General features: G+C 47.3%; 24 protein-coding genes. 4 read left to right on the top strand and 20 right to left on the bottom strand.

The features are described 5' to 3' along the window. Positions 1-251 precede the first annotated feature (251 nt). The 3 genes from FTU86_RS09820 to pheS form a co-directional block, all read right to left on the bottom strand. Complete coding sequence (locus FTU86_RS09820) at positions 252-548, bottom strand: integration host factor subunit alpha (protein WP_004649746.1); 297 nt, start codon at positions 546-548, stop codon at positions 252-254. Then, entirely contained in the window at positions 545-2,926 is a 2,382-nt protein-coding gene (pheT, locus tag FTU86_RS09815; RefSeq protein ID WP_180036864.1) for a phenylalanine--tRNA ligase subunit beta, read from the bottom strand. Before pheT ends, FTU86_RS09820 begins: the two co-directional genes overlap by 4 nt. 133 nt (positions 2,927-3,059) lie before the next feature. Continuing rightward, positions 3,060-4,040 carry a phenylalanine--tRNA ligase subunit alpha gene (gene pheS, locus FTU86_RS09810; protein WP_016659518.1) on the bottom strand — a complete coding sequence of 327 codons (981 nt, stop codon included), beginning with the start codon at positions 4,038-4,040 and terminating at the stop codon, positions 3,060-3,062. 157 nt (positions 4,041-4,197) lie between these two features. Between pheS and FTU86_RS09805 the strand changes: the two genes are divergently transcribed. Then, a complete protein-coding gene (locus tag FTU86_RS09805; RefSeq protein WP_168381923.1) occupies positions 4,198-5,226 on the top strand; it encodes a hypothetical protein in 1,029 nt (342 codons plus the stop codon). On the opposite strand, the gene FTU86_RS09800 is transcribed toward FTU86_RS09805, so the two are convergent. The 3 genes from FTU86_RS09800 to rpmI form a co-directional block, all read right to left on the bottom strand. Continuing rightward, entirely contained in the window at positions 5,223-5,753 is a 531-nt protein-coding gene (locus FTU86_RS09800) for an AAA family ATPase (protein ID WP_163146106.1), read from the bottom strand. The two genes, FTU86_RS09805 and FTU86_RS09800, sit on opposite strands and share 4 nt — an antisense overlap. 86 nt (positions 5,754-5,839) lie before the next feature. Then, entirely contained in the window at positions 5,840-6,199 is a 360-nt protein-coding gene (gene rplT, locus FTU86_RS09795) for a 50S ribosomal protein L20 (protein WP_005182440.1), read from the bottom strand. A gap of 12 nt (positions 6,200-6,211) precedes the next feature. Then, positions 6,212-6,406 (bottom strand): 50S ribosomal protein L35, encoded by a 195-nt coding sequence (gene rpmI, locus FTU86_RS09790; protein ID WP_001096359.1) that lies wholly within the window; start codon positions 6,404-6,406, stop codon positions 6,212-6,214. Positions 6,407-6,701: 295 nt separating this feature from the next. Between rpmI and FTU86_RS09785 the strand changes: the two genes are divergently transcribed. Continuing rightward, a complete protein-coding gene (locus tag FTU86_RS09785) occupies positions 6,702-7,430 on the top strand; it encodes an energy transducer TonB (protein ID WP_160243523.1) in 729 nt (242 codons plus the stop codon). A 1-nt stretch (position 7,431) separates the two neighbouring features. On the opposite strand, the gene FTU86_RS09780 is transcribed toward FTU86_RS09785, so the two are convergent. From FTU86_RS09780 to thrS, 4 genes are all read right to left on the bottom strand, one after another. After that, on the bottom strand, positions 7,432-7,854 hold the full coding sequence (locus tag FTU86_RS09780; protein WP_005182435.1) for a YqaA family protein: 423 nt from the start codon (positions 7,852-7,854) through the stop codon (positions 7,432-7,434). 89 nt (positions 7,855-7,943) lie between these two features. Then, complete coding sequence (locus FTU86_RS09775) at positions 7,944-8,561, bottom strand: glutathione S-transferase N-terminal domain-containing protein (protein WP_180036865.1); 618 nt, start codon at positions 8,559-8,561, stop codon at positions 7,944-7,946. 270 nt (positions 8,562-8,831) lie between these two features. After that, positions 8,832-9,383 carry a translation initiation factor IF-3 gene (gene infC / locus FTU86_RS09770; protein ID WP_160241813.1) on the bottom strand — a complete coding sequence of 184 codons (552 nt, stop codon included), beginning with the start codon at positions 9,381-9,383 and terminating at the stop codon, positions 8,832-8,834. A 5-nt stretch (positions 9,384-9,388) separates the two neighbouring features. Continuing rightward, positions 9,389-11,311, bottom strand: coding sequence for a threonine--tRNA ligase (gene thrS, locus FTU86_RS09765; RefSeq protein WP_016659522.1), 1,923 nt, complete (start codon positions 11,309-11,311; stop codon positions 9,389-9,391). Between the two features lie 498 nt (positions 11,312-11,809). Here thrS and FTU86_RS09760 point away from each other — a divergent pair, with 498 nt between their 5' ends. Further along, the gene (locus FTU86_RS09760) at positions 11,810-13,453 is read left to right on the top strand and encodes an acyl-CoA synthetase (protein WP_160241602.1); all 1,644 of its coding nucleotides are present in this window, start codon (positions 11,810-11,812) and stop codon (positions 13,451-13,453) included. A gap of 130 nt (positions 13,454-13,583) precedes the next feature. Here FTU86_RS09760 and yjgA read toward each other — a convergent pair whose 3' ends face one another. From yjgA to mazG, 9 genes are all read right to left on the bottom strand, one after another. Next, positions 13,584-14,117, bottom strand: coding sequence for a ribosome biogenesis factor YjgA (gene yjgA / locus FTU86_RS09755; RefSeq protein ID WP_005182421.1), 534 nt, complete (start codon positions 14,115-14,117; stop codon positions 13,584-13,586). A 2-nt stretch (positions 14,118-14,119) separates the two neighbouring features. Beyond that, on the bottom strand, positions 14,120-14,389 hold the full coding sequence (locus FTU86_RS09750) for an HPr family phosphocarrier protein (RefSeq protein WP_034598158.1): 270 nt from the start codon (positions 14,387-14,389) through the stop codon (positions 14,120-14,122). Beyond that, positions 14,386-15,237: an RNase adapter RapZ gene (rapZ, locus tag FTU86_RS09745; protein WP_160241603.1), complete on the bottom strand. Its 852-nt coding sequence runs from the start codon at positions 15,235-15,237 to the stop codon at positions 14,386-14,388. Before rapZ ends, FTU86_RS09750 begins: the two co-directional genes overlap by 4 nt. 27 nt (positions 15,238-15,264) lie before the next feature. Beyond that, a complete protein-coding gene (gene panC, locus FTU86_RS09740; protein WP_005182413.1) occupies positions 15,265-16,110 on the bottom strand; it encodes a pantoate--beta-alanine ligase in 846 nt (281 codons plus the stop codon). A gap of 3 nt (positions 16,111-16,113) precedes the next feature. After that, complete coding sequence (panB, locus tag FTU86_RS09735) at positions 16,114-16,923, bottom strand: 3-methyl-2-oxobutanoate hydroxymethyltransferase (protein WP_160241604.1); 810 nt, start codon at positions 16,921-16,923, stop codon at positions 16,114-16,116. Positions 16,924-16,968: 45 nt separating this feature from the next. Continuing rightward, entirely contained in the window at positions 16,969-17,457 is a 489-nt protein-coding gene (folK, locus tag FTU86_RS09730; RefSeq protein ID WP_160241605.1) for a 2-amino-4-hydroxy-6-hydroxymethyldihydropteridine diphosphokinase, read from the bottom strand. Then, the gene (gene pcnB / locus FTU86_RS09725; RefSeq protein ID WP_005182410.1) at positions 17,454-18,926 is read right to left on the bottom strand and encodes a polynucleotide adenylyltransferase PcnB; all 1,473 of its coding nucleotides are present in this window, start codon (positions 18,924-18,926) and stop codon (positions 17,454-17,456) included. Before pcnB ends, folK begins: the two co-directional genes overlap by 4 nt. A gap of 136 nt (positions 18,927-19,062) precedes the next feature. After that, positions 19,063-19,476 carry a ComEA family DNA-binding protein gene (locus tag FTU86_RS09720; protein ID WP_160241606.1) on the bottom strand — a complete coding sequence of 138 codons (414 nt, stop codon included), beginning with the start codon at positions 19,474-19,476 and terminating at the stop codon, positions 19,063-19,065. Between the two features lie 10 nt (positions 19,477-19,486). Next, positions 19,487-20,248 (bottom strand): nucleoside triphosphate pyrophosphohydrolase, encoded by a 762-nt coding sequence (gene mazG, locus FTU86_RS09715; protein ID WP_160241607.1) that lies wholly within the window; start codon positions 20,246-20,248, stop codon positions 19,487-19,489. A 100-nt stretch (positions 20,249-20,348) separates the two neighbouring features. Here mazG and FTU86_RS09710 point away from each other — a divergent pair, with 100 nt between their 5' ends. Beyond that, positions 20,349-21,125, top strand: a complete 777-nt coding sequence (locus tag FTU86_RS09710) for an SDR family oxidoreductase (protein ID WP_160241608.1) — start codon at positions 20,349-20,351, stop codon at positions 21,123-21,125. Between the two features lie 65 nt (positions 21,126-21,190). On the opposite strand, the gene der is transcribed toward FTU86_RS09710, so the two are convergent. Continuing rightward, positions 21,191-22,603, bottom strand: a complete 1,413-nt coding sequence (gene der / locus FTU86_RS09705; protein ID WP_005182406.1) for a ribosome biogenesis GTPase Der — start codon at positions 22,601-22,603, stop codon at positions 21,191-21,193. Between the last annotated feature and the right edge of the window lie 82 nt (positions 22,604-22,685).

Raw genomic sequence — 22,685 nt, 5'->3', positions numbered from 1 at the left:
ATGAAATACGGTATTCTGATGTGACAAAACCTGAATCCTGGTCGTTAAAGTGTTTGTTTGCACTCATATTTTAACTGTTAGGACTCAGGTTTTTTTATTTAAAGCAAACTATGGGACAGCAGTGGCCTTTTGGCTCTCTTTTTTATTGTCTGAATATTTCTTACAACATCTCATCATCACATACAAGGAACACGGTAATACCTGCCGTTAGAACCTCAGCCCTTACTTTTTTAGCGGCATAAAAAAGCAGATCAATCGATCTGCTCATTTCCAACACGTTGGCGGAACTTCTGTCCGGCACGGAAGGTTACCACCCGGCGTGCAGAAATCGGAATTTCTTCACCCGTCTTCGGATTTCGGCCTGGACGTTGACGTTTATCACGCAACTCGAAGTTACCAAAACCTGAAAGTTTCACCTGCTCCCCAGAGATTAGCGCCTGGCTAATCTCATCGAAGAATAACTCGACCATTTGTTTCGCTTCACGACGGTTTAAACTCGTGAGCTCACTTAAATGATCAGCCATTTCTGCTTTTGTTAATGCTGTCATGAAGCCCTCAATGTCGCTTGATAAGTGTTTTCTAACACTTTTAGGATATTGTCCATACCTGATTTAATTTCAGCATCTTCAAGCGTACGTGTCGGATGTTGCCATAACAGTGCAAATGCCAATGAGCGTTTACCCGCTTCAACACCTTGACCAGTGTACACATCGAATAACCAGGTTGAATGCAGAAGCTCGCCGCCCGTTTGTTCGATAAGTTGCTGAATTTCGCTAACATTAATCTTATCACTAATTAAAAGCGCAATATCACGTCTTACCGACGGAAAACGTGATAATTCTGTAAAATTAGATACATAAGTTTGCAAAACAGCCTGCTGATCCAGTTCCGCCACCCAAGTGGTGCCCAAATCCAGTTCATTTTCCAGAGATGGATGCAAACGGCCCAAATAACCAATTGACTGACCATTGACCAGAATCTCTGCAGATTGGCCTGGATGCAACCAGCTACGCTCTGAGCGTACATATTCGACCTGTACACGACCTGCTGCCAGCAACTCTTCAACTTCACCTTTCAGGTCAAAGAAGTCCATGGCTTGTGGCTTGCCATGCCATGATTCTGCTGTTTTAGCGCCCACAGCAATCATTGCCAGGGTTGGAATCTGTTTCAGGTCATGAATTGAGGCTGCGTCCTGATAATCAAAACGTAAACCCAGTTCAAAGAAACGCACACGGCTTTGCTGACGGTTAATATTGTACTGTACGCAAGGAATCAGGCTCGACAGCAAGCTTGAACGCATCACCGCCAGATCGCTTGAAATCGGGTTCGCCAATGCCAGTGGGTTGACCGCTGCATTTAGCTGTTTTTCCAGTTTCAGGTCAGCAAAGCTAAAGCTGATTGCTTCCTGATAGCCCAAAGTCACCAGGGTTTGACGCAGCTGTGCCACTTCAAACTGATCCTGATACTTCGCCAGTTTGGTGTCAATCACCGGCAGGCTGATTTGAATATTGTCATAACCGTGAATACGCGCGACTTCTTCAATCAGGTCCTGGTAAATGGCCATGTCATAACGATGCGATGGCGGTACCACAGACCATTGGCCTTGCGCTTTTACTGTTACTTCACAGCCCAAGCGTGTTAAAGCATCGGTAATAAAGTCTGAATCTACGCTATAACCCAGCAGCTGATCGACCTGTGCCTGTTCCAGTTCAATCGCGTCACGTGTTGGCAATACTGCTGCATTTTCTGCCACCGTAATTGGACCGAACTCACCGCCTGCAAGCTCAGAAATTAACTGAGAGGCACGGTGCATGGCGATCAATGGCAGTTCAAAATCCACACCACGCTCATAACGCTGAGAGGCATCGGTATGCAGGCCAAAACGGCGCGCACGACCGGCAATATGCAGCGGTGCAAAGAAAGCAGATTCCAGGAAGATTTCAGTGGTTTCATCGGTAACCGATGAAGACAGACCACCCATGATACCGGCAATCGCCAGAGCTTTTTCATCATCGGCAATCACCATGACATCGTCTTGCAGTTCTACTTCTTGTTCATTCAATAGAACAAGTTTTTCGCCCCCAGTCGCCTGACGCACCTGTACAGCACCTTGCACTTTTGCACCATCAAAGGCATGGAGTGGTTGACCCAGTTCCATCAAGACATAGTTGGTAATATCAACCAGAATGCTGTGCTGACGGATACCCGAACGTGCCAATGCGCGCTCCATCCATTCAGGCGTCGCGGCTTTGGTATTCACGTTCTTGATCACACGACCTAAATAACGTGGACAGCCTTCAGTAGATACAACCACTTTCTTTTCATCAGAAATGCTTGCAGCCATTTCTTTAATTTCAGGCGCAGTCACAGGCAGTTGGTTAATCACCCCAATTTCACGTGCGATCCCACGAATACTGAAACAATCACCACGGTTTGGCGTGATGCTGATGTCAATCACGTTGTCATCTAGGTCCAGATATTCACGGATGTTGACACCGACCGGTGCATCCACAGGAAGTTCTAATAGACCGTCGATTTTATCTTCTAAGTCAATTTCAGATGCACCGCAGAGCATGCCTTGTGATTCCACACCACGCAGTTTGCCTTTCTTGATTTTAAAATCGCCTGGTAATACTGCACCAATAGTTGCCACAGGTGCTTTCATACCTGCTCGTACGTTTGGCGCGCCGCAGACGATTTGTAAAGGCTCACCGGAACCAATGTTCACCGTCGTTACACGTAAACGGTCTGCATCTGGATGTTGTTCAACCGTCAGCACTTCACCAACCACTACACCAGTAAATGGTTTTGCAGCTGGAGATAAATCATCAACTTCCAAACCCAGCATGGTTAACTGGTCAGAAAGTTTTTCGCTATCGATGGCTGGGTTGACCCACGTGCGTAGCCAATTTTCGCTAATTTTCATTAATATAAAACCTGTAATTCAAATCTCTAAAATCCCCCTCTAACTCCCCCTTTAAAAAAGGGGGAGAACCCTATGTCACCGATGGACAACCCCTCTCCTTTTAGGAGAGGTTAGGGAGAGGTATAAATTTGTTTTAAGCAAACTGGCGTAAGAAACGCACATCATTCTGGTAGAACATACGTAGGTCGTTAATGCCATAACGCAACATTGCAAAACGCTCTACGCCCAGACCAAAAGCAAAGCCTTTATATTTGTCCGGATCAATACCTGCCGCGCGTAATACATTTGGATGCACCATACCGCAGCCCAGCACTTCTAACCATTTACCGCGCTCATCCATAATATCCACTTCAGCACTTGGCTCGGTGAACGGGAAATACGACGGACGGAAACGGACTTTCAAATCTTTTTCAAAGAATTCGTTCAGCAAGTTCACCAGTAAACCTTTCAGTTCAGCAAAGCTGGTGTTTTCCGCCACGTACAAACCTTCAATTTGGTGGAACATTGGTGAATGCGTCTGGTCGGAGTCACAGCGATAAACACGGCCCGGGCAGACAATACGGATTGGCGGCTGCTGGGTTTCCATAGTCCGAATCTGTACACCAGAGGTATGGGTACGCAGCAAATGAGTCGCATCAAAATAGAACGTGTCGTGCATGGCACGGGCCGGGTGATGGCCTGGAATATTCAGCGCTTCAAAGTTGTGATAATCATCTTCAACTTCTGGGCCAGTAGCCACAGTAAAGCCAGCTTTGGTAAAGAACTGGCAAATACGCTCTTGCACCTGAGTTACCGGGTGAATGGAGCCAATGGTCTGACCACGGCCTGGTAAAGTAATATCCACCGTTTCGCTGGCAAGTTTTTGTTCTAATGCCGCTTGCTGTAATGCTGCCTGACGCTCGGTTAATGCAGTATTAATGGCTTCACGCACCGCATGGATTTGCGCACCAAACGCTTTACGCTGTTCAGGATCCATTTTACCAAGTGACTTAGATTGTTCCGCGAGCTGGCTTTTCTTCCCCGTAAATTGCACCCGTACTTGATCGAGTGTAGCAAGGTCGTCTGCTGCTGCAATGGCAGCGAGCGCTTCAGTGGTCAGGGCTTCCAGTGACATAGTAACTCTCAAAGCAACAAATTTTGAATATAATTAAAAACCCCACATTCTAACAGTTTTTGGACAGTAGAATGAAGTTGCATTGCAGGAAAATTAGATTGGCATCGCAATTTGGAAAAAGTATAAGATAATCAAAATATCAATGAGATCAAACACTATGGCGCTCGATCAAATTTGGAAACAGCAACTGACCCTGGTCACCTATGGCAATGAATATCTGAGCCAGGATTTGAGTTTCAGTCGCTGGCGTGCGCATCCCATTTTTAATCAGCACATGTTCTGGTTTCGTGATTTAAATTCCCAGCATCTGCTGGCCCAGCATTTTGAAATCTGGCTGGAAGGCTTAAAACGCCAGGGTACAACCCGACTGAGTCTGCACAATGCCAGTCTGCTGGTCGATGAAAAAAATCCCAATGCCAATGTCGAGTTACTACCCTACCCGCATTTTATTGTCAGCCATGAAGCACATAAAAAATTTGCCTGGATTTGTGGCAAGGAATTGCCGGAATGGTATAACGCCGACAATGATTATGAATTTCCACCGGCACAGCGGATTGAACTGCGCCAGGAAACGTTCTGGCGTTATGAACTCAATAGTAAGCTGGCCAAAAAGGTAGAGGCCGATCTAGAACCCGCTCACTGGGATGAAATTCATCTGTTTACCGAGCAGGAGCTGTTTTCCCATACACTGGCGGCCGACTTTCAGCCACCTGAACAGCAGAATTTACCCTATTACGGCATTCCGCTTACGGCAGATACACCTGATCCGCATCAGCTGTCTTTATTACCGACTCACTATCAGGCCGATTATGCACATCGCATGCTGTACCGTTTAGAAGCGCTAAAAGATGATATTCAACAGAAAATCCAGCATCCCTATAATGCAGATAATGAAGTGCTGAGTCCGGAAGAGCAGCTTGACCTGCGCCATTTTGCCCAGAAGCTGGATGATTTAAGCGCCAAATTTATTGTCAAGGTGGCCAACCATTACCAAAGCGCCCAGCTGACGCCTGTCGCACAGCCGAATCCGCTGGAACCGTTCGCATCTGACAACAAGGCTACCCATGCGCAAGCAGCGCATTCAGCCAAAGCCCCGTCTCATCATAAAGTTGGTGCGACTGGAGTCATCAAGCTGATTCTTATTACTGTGGTAATTTGTTTATTGGCCTATTATTTCGGACTTTAAACGCGATTCAGAAACCGTTCAACCTCAGCGACCGAGGTCAGCCGAATCCAGTGCAGATGGGCATATTCGGGAGATTGCATCAGCTGCAGATAATGCCGGCGATTTTTCTGATGGGTTTTAATCATCCACCAGACAATCGAATCGCGGCTAAACAGCTGTCTGATCGTTTCCCGATTATTGGAATTAGGCCAGAGGGTTTGCTGTGAAACCGCGCGCTGCACGGCGCGTTGTACAGAACGCAGTAAATTGCTATGAAACGGTAAATCCAGCCAGATGATGGTATCGGCCTGCGCCCATTTAATGGGAATGGTGCGAGTATAGTTGCCATCAATCACATAGCCATTGGGTGCCTGCTCAATGGCTGCCTGAATTTTGGCAAAAAAATCTGTATCAGCACTTTGCTGCCAGTCATCTAACCAGAACAGATTATCCAGCTCGATATAGGCCAGTCCCAGCTTTTCTGCCAGCGCCCGGGCAAAGGTCGACTTGCCTGTAGCCGAAGTACCAACCACATTAATTCGCTGCATACAATTTCCCTACTCTATCATTCAGACCCTGATTCTGCGCAATAAAAAAGACCGCATAAAGCGGTCTTCTTTTAAGTCACGAGGACTTAGGCAGCCAATGCACCTTTCGCTTTTTCAGCTAAAGCAGCAAATGCAACTGCGTCATGCATAGCGATGTCAGCAAGTACGCGACGGTCGATGATCACTTGAGCTTTCTTCAAACCAGCAATCATACGGCTGTAAGACAAGCCGTTTTGACGAGCACCAGCATTGATACGCGCAATCCATAGAGCACGGAATTGACGTTTCTTCTGACGACGGTCACGGTAAGCGTATTGACCTGCTTTGATTACCGCTTGGAACGCTACGCGATATACGCGTGAACGAGCACCATAGTAACCTTTAGCACGAGCAAGAATTTTTTTATGACGGCGATGAGCCTGTACACCACGTTTTACACGAGCCATTTATAAATCTCCTTAGATGTATGGGCACATACGACGAACTGAAGCAACGTCACTCACGTGAACCATTACACAGCCGCGCAATTGACGGATACGTTTAGCAGATTTTTTGGTCAAAATGTGGCGTTTGAACGCTTGTTTACGCTTGAAACCGTTAGCAGTCGCTTTGAAACGTTTAGCTGCACCACGGCGAGTTTTTAACTTAGCCATAACAACCTCTTTTAAGTACCTGTTCGGCTCATTTGCACCATTACAAACGACCTGCAGGTAAGGGAGCACGTATTCTAAAGCATCTTTGCCTAAAACAAAAGCAGATATTGCAAAAGTTGCTCGTCTTCTATCGGCAGATGAGGTCTTTGAGATTAGCAGGATCTCTCCTTTTTATTGAACAGCCAAAACATGAAGATGGAACATCTTATTTTTATAGCGGAAGACTTGTACTGAAGCCCGATTCAGGAAATACTGCGCAGCGTTCCTTCTTTTGCCCAACAACAAGCTAATCCTCATGAAAAAAACCATTTGCCTGAGTCTGTGTCTGGCACTGCCGCTTAGTGCCACGCTTGCCATTGCTGCCCCTGCCGAACAACTGCAAGTACAAAAAACCTCGGCGTTGGCTGCCCATCTGACCACGCGTATTCAATGGACCGAGTTTCCGCAGCTGCGTTATAGCAATGCCGATTTAAAGCAGCAAAACCGCGCGGCCATTTTACGGATTCATGCCGATGAATCGGGGCAAATCAACAAAGTCACGGTACAGGAAAGTACCGGGCTAAAATCTTTAGATCAGCTGATTAGCCAGGCGGTAAAACAGGCCAAAATCAAACCACATCTGGTCGATGATACCCCGGTTCCAGTGATTGGTTATCAGGTCTTTCATCTGGATTTAAAAGATACTGCTCAGGACTGCCACTACAGCTTTGACTCGACTGTCTGGCAAGCGCAGCAAGCCGGCGCAAAAAGCGCGTTTCAATATCGCAGCCAGCCTCAACTGAACGTCACCGAAGATGAGTTAAATGGCCATGCCCGCCGGATTCAGTTCAAAATGAAAGCCGATAAATACGGCAACATCCACAAGGTTAAAATTCAGCAAGGCTCCGGCCGTTATGCGCTGGACCAGAAACTGATTCAGGCGCTGCAAGGTGCACAGGTCGATGTACCACGCAAATTCTGGATCTATAAAAAATCCAGCCTGAAAGATGAAGTCCGTTTTCAGCCAGCAGAATGTGAGGGCTAAACTAGAACATGGCATAAGCCAGATAAATAAACAGATAACGCCCGATTTTGGCTACACTCACCATCAGCAGAAATCGGGCGAAGTTTTCTTTCATTAAACCGGCAATTAGGGTGATTGGATCACCAATCACCGGCACCCAGCTCAGCAGTAAGGACCAGAAGCCATATTTCCGATAAATCTGCTGTGCCTGCTGCAGCTTGGGTTCAGACACCGGAAACCAGCGCTTGTCTTTATACTGCTCGATCTTGAGTCCTAACCACCAGTTCACACAGCTGCCCAGAATATTGCCCAGACTGGCGATGGCTATTAAAGCCATCACCGAATGTTGCTCTTGAATGAGCAGGCCCAGTAATACCGCTTCAGATTGCAACGGCAATAAGGTAGCCGCCCCAAAGGCCGACAGAAATAACAGCAGATAAGCCATAACAGATGCAGTTAACAGGTTCTGCCCATCTTAACTGAAATCACAAAAAAAGCACCCGAAGATGCTTTAGGTAATTTTATGATGATTATTTAAACCTGAATCGCCAGGGCGCGTTGTACTGCCGGACGGGCGGTTAAACGCTCAATATAATCCTGCACATGCGGATAATCTTCTAGCGGAATCTGCTGCCATTCATGGCGTAACAACCACGGTAAAATCGCCATATCGGCAATTGAATATTCACCGGCTACATATTTCTGCCCGATCAGATGCTTGTTTAACACGCCATACAGACGTTTGCTTTCATTGACATAACGCTCGGTGGCATAGGCTATACGCTCGGGTGCAAAGCGGCTAAAGTGATGGTTCTGCCCCAGCATCGGGCCTAAGCCACCCATTTGCCACATCAGCCACTGCTCCACCTCTACCCGCTCGAGCTCATCTACCGGATAGAACATACCGGTTTTACGGCCCAGATATTGCAAGATTGCCCCCGATTCAAAAATCGAAATCGGCTGGCCATTCGGTCCATCCTGATCGACGATAGCCGGAATTTTATTGTTGGGAGAAATGCGCAGAAAATCTGGCTGAAACTGGTCGTTTTCAAGGATATTAATCGGGAAAATCTGGTATGGCAGCGCCATTTCTTCTAAGGCAATCGTAATTTTATGACCATTGGGCGTACCCCAATAATAAAGATCAATCATGTGTATATCCTTGCGCTCTTGTCGTTGTCATGTGTTATTGCTCTGCCGTTAAAGATACGAGATAAGCCTGTGCAGGGCAACTGTTGTCACACAAAAATTAAACACCAGAGATGACCCGCAGCTGTTCGAAAGTCACCGGGCTTTTATCATGCAAAATATGCTGAGCTGCTCAACATACCGAACGATCATTATGTCAAAATATTAGTGACCTCATAAACTGTAGTCACAAAAAAAGCACTGCTGGGCAGTGCTTTTTTGATTCGGAGATGCTTACTTTTTCTTTTTCGGTCCAAGCAGCATACCCATTTGACGACCTTCCATTTTTGGCGCCTGTTCAACTACACCATATTCAACTACGTCAGCTTCAACTTTTTGTAATTGAGCCAAACCTAACTGTTGGTGAGCCATTTCACGACCACGGAAGCGTAAAGTGATTTTTACCTTGTTTCCTTCTTCAAGGAATTTGATAATTGCACGCAGTTTTACGTTGTAGTCACCTACATCGGTTGCTGGGCGCAATTTAATTTCTTTTACCTGCACTTGATGCTGCTTTTTCTTGGCATCTTTTTGCTTTTGCTTCAGGTCAAACAAGTGCTTGTTGTAATCCATGATTTTACAAACAGGCGGCTCTGCATTTGCCACAATCTCAACGAGGTCAAGATCTGCATCCTCTGCAGCACGCAATGCTTCCGCTAAAGAAACAATTCCTTTTTGTTCACCATCCGCTGCAACGAGGCGTACTTCTTTTGCACGGATCTCGTCATTAATTGCAGGGCGGTTACTCTTAGCACCTTGTTGTTGGTTACGGTCAGGCTGTTTAATCTTTCTTACTCCACAATGTACCGGCCGCGTTCGGCAACGGCTGCTTTTACTAGGTCAACGAAAGCATCAATTGACATAGTACCCAAATTTTTTCCTGAGCGGGTACGCACGTTCACTGTACCTTCCTCTACTTCACGGTCGCCAAGAACCAGCAAGTAAGGAATACGCTCTAAAGTACGTTCACGAATCTTAAAGCCGATTTTCTCATTTCTCAAGTCAGAAATCGCACGAATACCGTTTTCTTTCAGTTTCTCGACGACTGACCCACAGGCTTCAGCTTGCGCGTCGGTAATATTCATTACACAGGCTTGTGTTGGCGATAACCAAGGTGGCATAAAGCCCGCATAGTGTTCAATAAGTATACCAATAAAACGCTCAAAACTCCCAAGAATCGCACGGTGTAACATTACCGGCTGATCACGGTCGTTATCTTCCGTCACATAAGAAGCATCTAAACGTTCTGGCAAGTTAAAGTCACACTGAATGGTACCGCACTGCCATACACGGCCTAAGCAGTCTTTCAATGAGAATTCAATTTTCGGACCATAGAATGCACCTTCACCCGGCTGTAGTTCCCAGGCCAGACCCGCTGCATCCAAAGCATCGGCCAGTGATTTTTCCGCCAGATCCCACAGTGCATCATCACCGACACGTTTTTCAGGACGAGTCGATAACTTCATTTGCACATCTTCAAAACCAAAGTCTTTGTAGACGTCTAAGGTTAATTGAATAAAGTCAGCAACCTCTTGGCCAATCTGCTCTTTGGTACAGAAAATATGCGCATCATCTTGAGTGAAACCACGTACCCGCATAATACCGTGCAATGAACCCGATGGCTCGTTACGGTGACATGAACCAAATTCTGCCAGACGGATTGGTAAATCACGATACGACTTTAGGCCCTGGTTAAACACCTGCACGTGACATGGGCAGTTCATTGGCTTCACTGCGTAGTTACGGTTTTCAGAATGCGTGGTAAACATGTTTTCCGCATAGTTCGCGGCATGACCCGATTTTTCCCATAAGGTGAAATCGACCACCTGCGGAGTACGGATTTCCTGATAACCGTTGTCCTGCTGCACTTTACGCATGTACTGTTCCAGCACCTGGTAAATGGTCCAGCCATTTGGATGCCAGAACACCATACCCGGCGCTTCTTCCTGCATATGGAACAGGTCTAAGGCTTTACCAATTTTACGGTGGTCACGCTTTTCTGCTTCTTCAATACGTTTGATGTAGGCAGCCAGCTGTTTTTTGTCAGCCCAAGCGGTACCGTAAATCCGTTGCAGCTGCTCGTTCTTGGCATCACCGCGCCAGTAAGCACCCGAGATTTTGGTCAGCTTGAACGATTTTAAGAATTTGGTATTTGGTACGTGCGGACCACGGCACATATCCAGATAGTCCTGATGGTAGTACAGGCCCATTTGAGTTTCTTCAGGCATGTCTGCAATCAGGCGCAGTTTGTATTCTTCGCCACGCGCAGTGAATTCAGCAATAACTTCATCACGCGGGGTCATTTTTTTCACAACATCGTAGTCCTGGTCGATGAGCTTTTTCATACGCTCTTCGATGGCCGCCATGTCATCTAAAGTAAATGGACGTGGCATCCAGATGTCATAGTAGAAACCTTCTTCAATGACCGGACCAATCACCATTTTTGCTTCAGGGAACAATTGTTTTACCGCATGGCCCACCAGGTGCGCACAAGAGTGACGAATAATTTCGACCCCTTCTTCGTCTTTCGGTGTGATGATTTGTAAGGTGGCATCTTCGGTAATTAAATCGCAGGCATCGACTAAACGATCGTTCACACGACCTGCCACAGTATTTTTGGCAAGACCCGGGCCGATGCTTTGTGCAACTTCCATCACAGATACGGCTTGATCAAATTGTTTTTGATCACCATTCGGCAAAGTGATAATTGGCATAGAAAATCCTTAAGGAGTGATGCCCCGTACCATGGAGCATGTCACCGCGAGATTATGATCGAGGAGAACCTCAAAAGATAAAAAACGGTGGTAAATAAAAAAATCGACTAGAATTTTACACGTCTTGGCGCGGTGATTAAACCTTTTCTCCGAGAAAATTCAAATTAAGCCTCGTGTTTATGCTTAATTTTTTCCGATTTAAAAAAATGTGCTGCATGGGCCAATTTTATTTCCGGATTTACCGGTCAAACGGATGATGTGGCTTTTTATATGCTGATCTGGCCAATCTATCTGCAACTGCCATCATCAGCTACACCCAGATAAAAAAGAAATATCTCTATACAATTTTACCGGATCAAAAAAGGTTTATATTTCAGGTGATAGCGTGCCTATTCAGCAGCAATACCGCTCACTCGACTAAAGAATAACTGCAAGCCTGCACTGAAATGAATATCTTTAAACCAGAGAAACAATAAATATGATTAGGGAGTAATAATAATGGTTAGCGCATATGATCAATTGCCGCGTACCCCTGCCAATTTCGTGGCCTTGTCTCCACTGAGATACCTTGAACGCGCTGCTTATATCTACCCGCATCAGGACGCCATTATTCACGGTAAACGCCGCATTACCTGGCGAGAAAAATATCAACGCTGCCGCCAGTTTGCCCATCAGCTACAACAGCTGGGGGTCGGCAAGAATGATACCGTGTCCACCCTACTCCCGAACGTACCAGCCATGCTGGAAGCACATTTCGCCGTACCAATGGCAGGCGCCGTCCTCAATACCCTCAACACCCGGCTCGATGCCAAAAGTCTGGCCTTTATGCTGGAACATGCCGAATCCAAAGTGTTACTGGTTGATCCGGAATTTTCTGCCGTGGCCAAAGAAGCGCTGGCGTTGGTGCCACAAGAGATTTTTGTGATTGATGTTGAAGATGAGCTGTATGAGCAGTGCTTTACTGCCCCGATTGGCCAGATTGAATATGAAGACTGGCTGGCTGAAGGCGATGCCAATTTTGAATGGTCACTTCCACAAGATGAATGGGATGCGATTAGCCTGAACTATACCTCTGGCACCACCGGCAACCCGAAAGGCGTGGTCTATCATCATCGTGGGGCTTATATCAATGCCGCCAGTAATATTATTGCCTGCGGTATGACCCCACGTGCCACCTATTTATGGACCTTGCCACTGTTCCACTGCAACGGCTGGTGTTTTGCTTGGACCATGGCAGCCAATGGCGGTACCAATATCTGCCTACGTAAAGTCGATCCTGAGCTGATTTTTAAACTGATTGCTGAACATAAAGTTGATTACTTCTGCGGCGCACCGATTGTACTGTCGATGCTGATTAATGCTCCGGAACAGCAACAGATCAAAATTGAGCATCGCGTAGAAGTGATGGTGGCCGGTGCTGCACCACCTGCGGCGATTATTGAAGGGATGCGTAATCTGGGCATTAACGTGACCCATGTTTATGGCTTAACTGAAACCTATGGCCCATCGGCGCTATGTGCATCACAAGCTGGCTGGTCTGAGCTGACTATTCAGGAACAGGCGCAATTGCATTCACGCCAAGGCGTGCCGTATCCGCTGCAAGATGGCATGAAAGTCCTCGACCCGGAGACCATGCAACCGGTACCGAACGATGGCGAAACCATGGGCGAAATTATGTTCCGTGGCAATATCGTGATGAAAGGCTATTTAAAAAATCCGGAAGCGACGGCCGAAGCCTTTGCCGGTGGCTGGTTCCATACCGGCGACCTGGCCGTTTGCCAGCCGGATGGCTATGCCAAAATTACCGACCGCTCCAAGGATGTGATTATTTCCGGCGGTGAAAATATTTCCTCGCTGGAGGTTGAAGAGGTGCTGTACCAGCACCCTGCGGTCCTCACCGCGGCAGTGGTGGCCAAACCGGATCCGCGCTGGCAGGAAGTCCCGTGCGCCTTTATTGAAATTAAAGAAGGTAAAATCGTGACCGAAGATGAAATCATTGCCTTCTGCCAGCAGCATCTGGCGCGCTTTAAAGTGCCAAAAGAAGTGGTGATTACCGAGATTCCTAAAACCTCGACCGGCAAATTACAGAAGTTTGTATTACGTGAATGGGCCAAAGAACGCGCTGTCGGCGAGTTCGGTTAAAGCCAGCTGAGATGTTGATGCGGGTCATAGTGCCCGTTTTCAAATCAGTCACCCAAAAATGAACCGCAATAAAAAAACGACTCCATTGAGTCGTTTTTAATGGCTTCGGACCAGATGAAGTCTGATTAGCTTAATTGTCAGATAACAGCGCCACTTGCTGCACATAGTTAAATAATTTTAACTTGGATGCTTCCAGCTCTGCTTCCGGCATTTCCACTTTCAAATCACGGTGAATGCGCAACACATGCTGACGCAGGGTATGTCGTTCTGCCGCATTATAAGTTTTGCAGAAATCATTAATTACCGGATCACCATCTTTAATAATCCGCTCGACCCAGCGTTGCAGCTGTGCGGTTTTTTTGGCACCCTGCTGCGGGGTTAAATAAGACAGAATCACCGATTCATCTTCATTGCGCAGCAGTTTCCCAATCCGCTGGAACTGACGGCGACGCGCCTCATGCGAACTGATATTCTGCACTTCAATGAGTGCATCAATTAAACGCTCATCTACAGGAAGCTTTTGAATTTGCTTCGGGTTCAGTTGAGCCAACTGCTCGCCCAAAGCAGCCATACGCTGTACGGCTTTTTTCTGTTCAGTTTTACTTGCACGTCCTTCTAAAGATTCGAAATCATCTTCGGTAAAACGGTGCGGTCGACGTGCCACGATTAATCTGCCTCGTAAAATTTTGCTGCAAAAAGTGCCTGAATTTCAGATAAAGCTTGTTCTTCATCTGCACCTTCAATCACTAAACGTAAAGTTGTGCCCTTACCTGCGCCGAGCATGAGCAGGGACATGATATTTTTTGCATCGACCAACTTGTCACCTTTGCCAATTTGAATGGACGAACGGAATTTCGTGGTGACTTCAATCAGTTTGCCTGATGCACGCGCATGTAAACCTAGTTTATTAATTACGTCAACAGTTGTGTCAATCATGACCAGTGCTTCATTTCCCGGTGTAAGACTTGAATAGACCATTGTGCCTCAAGTGCCTTTTTTAGTCTATCCACCATATAAACAGATCGGTGCTGCCCACCGGTACAGCCAATAGAGATGGTCATATAATGACGATGCCCTTCTGCAAATGCAGGCAGCCATTTATTTAAAAACTGATAAATATCCTGGAACATTTCATTGGTCTGTTCATGCTGTTCCAGAAACTGTTGCACCGGCTCATCCAGCCCGGAATATTTGCGCAAAGACAGATCCCAATGTGGGTTCGGCAAATGCCGGATATCAAAGACATAGTCGGCATCCAGCGGAATACCATGCTTGTAGCCAAAAGATTGCAAAATCACAATCAGCTTATCGGTCTGGCCCAGCTTCGACAGCAAGGTGTGTTTTAAGTCATGCACACTCTTGTCGGTGGTATCAATGTGCACCGTGGAGCGCAGCTGAATCGGCATAAGCAGGACTTTTTCTTCCTGAATGCATTCATTCAAGCTTTTAAAACGGCTAGAGAGTGGATGCGGACGGCGTGATGCGCTAAAACGGGCAATCAATTCCTGATCTTGCGTGGTCAGATAAATAATATCGACTGAACCATGCTTTTGCAGTTGCTCAAATACCAAATCAAACTCTTGCAAGTCGGCACGGGTACTGCGTACATCTACCCCCAATGCCAACTGTTCCAAGTTATTTTCCTGATCCAGTTTATCCACAATTTCGGGAAGCAATGCCAAAGGTAAATTATCAATACAGTAATAACCCAAATCTTCCAACACTTGTAATGCCGAGGATTTTCCTGAACCTGATTGTCCGGTCACAATCAAAATACGCTTCATGACAAGGCTGTCCTTTCCATTGCTGAGCTATGCAGTCGGTTTGATCTGCATATTATCAATTAAGCGGGTGCTTCCCAATTTTGCCGCCACGAACAAAACAATCTCTTGATTAAATTCATCAATTTTTTGCAGTTCAGGTGTACGTGCCTCTACATAGTCCACAACAAAGCCGGCCTGCGTCAATGCTGCCTTAATATTCGCTAACACTTCTGACAGCTTTTCACCCTGTTGCAGTGCCTGTTCAGCATTTTTCAGGCTTTGATAAATTACTGGTGCCGTTTTACGTTCCTGTTCACTTAAATAACCGTTACGTGAACTGAGCGCCAGACCATCCTCTGCCCGGACAATTGGCACGCCAATCACTTCCAGCGGAATATTCAGGTCACGTACAAACTGACGGATCACCGCCAGCTGTTGATAATCTTTTTGGCCAAAGAAGGCATAGTTCGGCTGCACAATATTAAACAGCTTGGTCACCACCACCGCGACACCATCAAAATGTCCCGGACGCTGCAAACCACACAGGTCTTCGGTAATTTCAGACACACTGATGTTGGTTAAACGCGGGTTTTTGCCATACATTTGCTCGACAGAAGGTGCAAATACGATGTCACAACCGGCTTCTGCCAGCAATTGACTGTCTTGTTCCAAGGTCCGTGGATAGTTGTCAAAGTCTTCATTTGGACCAAACTGAATCGGGTTCACGAAGATGCTGACCACCACCACATCACATAATTGACGCGCTTCACGCACCAGGCTCAGATGGCCTTCATGCAAATTGCCCATGGTCGGGACAAAACCAATAATTTTACGCGCTGCACGTGCAGGATTTAATGAGGCTGCCAATCCCTGAATCGTGGTTTCTGTTTTCATGTTTTACAACTCAACTTGGAAAGTTTGTTCACGTGCCGGGAAAGAACCATCTTGTACCGCAGCATGATAGGCTTTGAAGGCATCTAAAATGGCCGTTTCACCAGACTGCTCTTTCATAAAGTTCCGTACAAATTTGGCAACGCGGCCAAACGTCAGACCCAGCATATCTTGCACCACCAGCACCTGACCATCGGTGTCTGCACCGGCACCAATCCCAATTACCGGAATATGCGGAAACAGGACACTAATTTCCTGACCAAGCTGTGCAGGTACACATTCCAGCAATAACAGCGCAGCACCAGCATCAACCACCGCCTGACAGTCAGCAATCAACTTGTCTGCCGCTTCACGGGTACGCGCCTGGAGTTTATAACCGCCAAAGACATGTACCGATTGCGGCGTCAGGCCCAAATGCACACACACTGGAATTCCGTTACGGGTCAGCACTTCTACGGTTTCAGCCAGCCAGGCACCACCTTCCATTTTGACCATTTGCGCACCGGCCTGCATCACGGTTTTCGAGCTTTGCAGTGCATCATTCAAGGTGGCATAACTCATAAATGGCAGATCGGTCATGATAAAGGCATGCTGATTGCCACGACGCACTGCTGCCGTATGATAGGCCATATCTTCAACGGTCACCGGCAAGGTAGAGTCACGGCCCTGAATCGACATCCCCAGCGAGTCGCCAATTAAAATACTATCAATTTCAGCAATTTCCATTGCCTTGGCCATACTCGCATCATAACAAGTCAGGCAGGAGAATTTGCGACCATCGGCTTTAAATTGTCTTAAGTCACTGAGACTAATCATGGAGATGTTCCTCTAGGAAAAGCATAGAACATGCTAAAAATCACTTTAAATATTTGCCCAGTGTTCATGGTCCAGCACATCCAGTGCGGGCTGTTGAATGAACGGCAAGTCTTTTAATAATTGCGTATGCACACGCAGTTCGGGGTCTAAATCCAGTAATGGAATCACCACGAAATCGCGCTCTAAAACGCCGACATGCGGCACAGTCAGACGTTCATGCTGAATCTGCTCCTGTCCATAGAGGAGTAAATCCAGATCGAGCGTGCGTTCACCCCAATGGCGTAAACGCACCCGTCCGGCTTCCTGCTCAAAACGTTGCAGCTGATCCAGCAATTCCAGCGCCGGTAAATCTGTACGCAGCTGTATCACCGCATTTAAATAATTCGGCTGGTCTTGTGGCCCCATCGGCGGACTTTGATACAGTTTAGAGGTTTTGACCTGACCCAACGTTGCCAGCTTGTGTACAGCTTCGGTCAGAATCTGGCGTGAATCACCCAGGTTACTGCCCAGGCCAATATAAGTCACCCTACTCATTGTGTTGGCCCGAAAATAACCTGACTTAAATCACGTTGTACCCGCTTGCGCTTCAGAATTGGATGGTCTGCACCAATCCCCGAGCCATTGCTTGATGATGTTGATGCAACCTGGGCACGGGCGTCTTCCTGCTGTTTGGCTTTACGGGCACGGCGGCTGCGTGGCTCCGGCTCATTCACCAGCGGTTCAATTTCGGCGGTCTGCGCGGCATTCAGCTGCTGCTCCAGATGTTCTTCCTGTGCAGCTTTGCGACGGCTCTTGGCCCGCTGACGGTTGTACTGGCCAATGGCACGTTCTTTTTCATCGGTGCTCATGGTCTGGTACTGATCCCACCACGTACCCATCTCTTGAGTCTGAGCATCGCCAGATCTTTCACGCAGCAGCAAAAAGTCGAAACCGGCACGGAAACGTGCATGGTTGGACAGGGCAGCAATTTGCTGAGGTTTTGGATTCAGCAAACGGGTTTGCATTTCCCAGACTTCACGAATAAAGGTTTCAGCAAAACGCGGAATCACCGTGCGGGTGGCCTGACGTTTCAACACATCCAGTCCAGCCTGGGCACGTGCTTCTGCCGGAATTACCCCTTTGGACAGATAAAAATCACAGCGCTCTAAAAATGGCTTCCACAGCAGCACCGCATAGAAAAAGGCCGGGTTGATGGTTTTGCCAATCGCAATGCGCTGATCGGTATTTTTTGCAGCCAATTCAATAAAGGGTGTGATGTCCGGCTTGATGTCGGCAAAAAGCTGACGCCAGATACCGAAGTCAATCAGCATCGGCAAGACGCGATTTAAATGCCCCATGGTGAACAGTTTTTGCGATTCATCATACAGACGGTGCGGAGAAACATCGCGCAGCAACTGAGTCATTTCCGGAGTAAAAATCTCCAGAATGGCCGGATCAATATTGAAATTCAGCTTGGCCGCAAAACGTAAGGTCCGCAGCATCCGCACCGGATCTTCTTCAAAACGGACGGTCGGATCACCGAGCAGACGCAAGGTTTTGGATTTAATGTCATCAACTGCATGACAGAAATCCAGCACAATTCCTTTACGTGGCTGATAATACAAAGCATTGATACTGAAATCACGACGGGCAAAATCCTGCTCAATCGTGCCCCAGTTATTGTCTCTTAAAATCATGCCCGCAGCAGAGGTCACCGCTCTTTTCGGTGGTGCACGGAAGGTAGCAACTTCCACCAGTTCACGTCCAGAATAGACATGAGCCAGCTCAAAGCGGCGTCCGATAATGCGACAGCGGCGTCCGAACACCTCTTTGACCTGAGATGGCGTGGCATTGGTCACGGCATCAAAATCCTTCGGATTCAGGCCCAACATCAGGTCACGAACACCACCACCAACGATATAAGCTTCATAGCCAGCTTTGGTTAAAGCATCAATAACATCTAGAATGTAAGCAGGTAATTGCGTGGTTGATAAACCACATTTTGACGCGCGCAAAGTTTGCAAAAGACGCTGTCTCCTACGTCTGAACGTAAAATAGATTAGATGACGCTAATCATATCTCTAACACAATCAAAGGGCAATTTGATTATCTCAATACTCGGGCCCGGCTGATGCGGTGTTGGCCGATGATCAGACCCGATTAAATACCCAGCCGGTGCCGGTTTTTGGCCAATAATGCCGGTCCAATCCCTTTGACCAGCTGTAAATCTTCAATCCGTTTGAATTTTCCATGCCGATTGCGGTACTCAATAATGGCTTCCGCCTTCTTTTGTCCCACGCCAGATAATTGCTGTAATTGTGCGGCTGTTGCCATATTCAGATTAATTTTTTCACTGCTGCCTGCGCTAGCTGAACGGGGTTGGGAAGTCTTCGTAGAAGCCGACGGGCTTAAACGCGCATCAATTGCCTCTTGTTCAGCCTTCCATCGCAGATAACGCGCATCATAATTTTCTGCCTGCGCATTTTGCAGCGCGAAAAAACTACAAAACAGGCAGAACATTAACGCCAGTTGAATTAGAGCTTGAGCGTGTTGAAATCTTATTCTTCTTGTCATGGTCACTCTGTCATTTTAATTGTTGTTTTGCCTGCTCCCACAACTGATCCATTTCAGCCAACGACACCTGTTCTATATTTTTATGCTGCTGTTGTAACTGCTGTTCAATGAAAGCAAAGCGGGTTCTAAATTTATGTACGGTACTCAGCAAAGCCATTTCGCTGGACAGATTCAGTTTACGGCCAACATTAATTAAAGAAAATAAACAGTCGCCCAGCTCATCCAGAATTTCGTCGGAATTTTGCCGATCCACCGCCTGTTTCAACTCCTGCAGTTCTTCATCTACTTTCTGCATTGCGCCAGCGATATCGGGAAAATCAAAGCCAATCTGTGCGACATTGTGCTGTAACTGCTGCGCCTGCTGAATGGCCGGGCCATGTTTGACCTCAGATAAGCGCGATGCAGGTTTGCCGGCTTTTTCCTGCTGTTTGATCTGCTGCCACAATGCACTGACATCTTCAGGGCTTAAGGCCGCAAACTGCTCGGACTGAAATACATGCGGATGACGGCGAATCATTTTATCGGTAATGGCCTGCACCACATCCTGAAAATCAAAAGCACCCTGCTCGCTATACATTTGCGACTGAAACACCACTTGCAGCAATAGATCGCCCAGTTCCTCTTTGACGTCCTGAGCATGACCACTGCGCACAGCCGCTTCGACTTCATAGGCTTCTTCAATCGCATACTTGGTCAGCGATTCCGGGGTTTGCCTCTGGTCCCACGGACATTGCTCACGAAGCTGTTTCATCACTGCCAATAACTGATCCATGCCGATTTCCACCTTCTTCAACCATCATCTACACAAAAATATTTGCTATGCTCTCAACAGAACAATACTTTGAAAAACAAAAACACAAGGAGTTAGCCACATGCACAGTATCTTCATTAGTGGCGCAGCACAAGGCATTGGTGCAGCAGTGGCCCGCTTATTTTATCAGGCGGGTTATAAAGTCGGAATTTATGATTTAAATTTTGCACTGGCCGAGCAACTGGCGCAGCAGCTGGGTCCCAATGCGCAAGCCGGCGGGCTGGATGTCGCAGATTATGCGCAGTGGCAAACGGCTTTGGCGCGTTTTGTAGACTGGGCTGGCGAGCTGAATATTTTAGTCAACAATGCCGGTATCTTATATTCGGGTGCTTTTGAAGACACCGAGATTCAGGCGCATCAGCGTACCATGCAGGTTAATGTCAATGGGGTGCTAAATGGCTGTCATGCCGCACTGCCTTATTTAAAACAGGCGATTTTTGCCCGGGTGGTGAACCTGTCGTCGGCTTCGGCCATTTATGGACAGGCCGATCTGGTGTCGTATTCGGCCAGTAAATTTGCGGTACGCGGTATAAGCGAAGGGCTGGATGTAGAATGGCAAAAATACGGTATCCGGGTACTGGATGTAATGCCGCTATTTGTGCAAACCGCCATGGTCAAAGATATGGATGCCGGCACCATTCAAAACATGGGGGTACATTTAAGCGCGGAAGATGTGGCCGATGAAATTTTCAGTTGTGTTACGCGAAAAAACTCGTTATTTACCGCCACCCATCAGCCGGTCGGATTTAAAAGCAAATTCCTGTTTACCCTGTCGCGCCTAAGCCCGCAGTGGGTGAATCGTTATAGCAATATGTGGCTGGCACGGCGTCCAGACTAGAAACTGATGGCCATAAAAAAGCCCGAATCTGATTCGGGCTTTTTTTGTATCAAGTGACAAACCGCTTAACCGCGTTTAAATTTCTTCTCGGCTTTCTTAAACTTCTGTACATAACGACGACGACGCGCAGCAGTACGTTCATCCACCTGTGATTTACGTCCTTCAAACGGGTTCTCAGAGGTTTTAAATTCAATCTTCACCGGAGTTCCTTCCAGCTTATAGACCTTACGGAACACGTTTTCCAGGTAACGACGATAATCGGCCGGGGTTTTATCAACCTTGTTACCGTGAATTACAATCGTTGGCGGGTTCTGGCCTCCCATGTGTGCATAACGCATTTTAATGGCACGACCCTGCACTTTTGGCGGATGGTGCGCTTCAGTTGCATCATTCAGAATCTGAGTCAGTTTGGCTGGTGATACTTTTAAGCGCGAAGACTCATAAGCACGATGAATCGATGGATAAAGATCACCCACCCCAGTGCCATGCAGCGCTGAAATCAGGTGAATACGCGCCCAAGGAATAAAGTCAAAGCGGCGCTCGACATCCAGCTTACACTGCTTGCGATCATATTCAGACATGTTGTCCCATTTATTGATCGCAATCACCATGGCACGGCCAGCTTCCAGCGCATAACCAATCAGGTGCAGGTCCTGCTCGACAATCCCTTCACGCGCATCGACCACCACAACCACCACGTTGGCATCTTTCATCGCCTGCAAGGTTTTTACAATCGAGAATTTCTCGATCATTTCATCAACCTTGCCTTTACGGCGTACACCGGCAGTATCAATCAGGGTGTATTTACGCCCTTCACGCTCAAACGGAATATAGATCGAGTCACGTGTTGTGCCCGGCTGGTCAAAAGCAACCACGCGCTCTTCACCCAGCAAACGGTTCACCAGCGTCGATTTACCCACGTTTGGACGACCAATAATCGCTAGACGCAGACCCGTGTCTTCATCACGCTCTTCCGGGTTTTCATCTTCCGGCACATCTTGCAGTACTTCTTCCAGCATCTGCTGAACACCGCGACCATGGCTGGCGGCCACTTGCATTGGCTCGCCCATCCCCAGTTTAAAGAATTCAACCAGCGCGGCTTCTGCATGTACGCCATCGACCTTGTTGGCCACCAGAAAGACTTTTTTACCCAGCGTACGCAGTTCACGGGCAATCTGCTCATCCGAAGCCAGCAGACCGGCACGCGCATCGACCACGAAGATGATCATATCGGCTTCATGGATGGCGGTTTTCGACTGCTCGGCCATGTAAGAATCGATACCACCTTCAGATTCGCCAATACCGCCGGTATCGACCACGATGAAGGATTTATTCTGATAGGTCGCATCACCATATTTACGGTCACGCGTCAGGCCGGCAAAGTCTGCGACCAGAGCATCACGACTCTTGGTGATCTGGTTAAACAACGTTGATTTTCCGACGTTCGGACGACCAATGAGCGCAATTACGGGTTTCATAGATTAACCTTTATTTGAGATCAGTCCACTACACGGGTCTGAACATCAGAAACAAATGGGAAGAAAAAATTTCAGTCAAAGA

The sequence above is a fragment of the Acinetobacter sp. YH12155 genome (assembly GCF_013418255.1).
Taxonomy (GTDB): domain Bacteria; phylum Pseudomonadota; class Gammaproteobacteria; order Pseudomonadales; family Moraxellaceae; genus Acinetobacter; species Acinetobacter indicus.
This window is presented reverse-complemented; position numbering and strand designations above follow the sequence as displayed.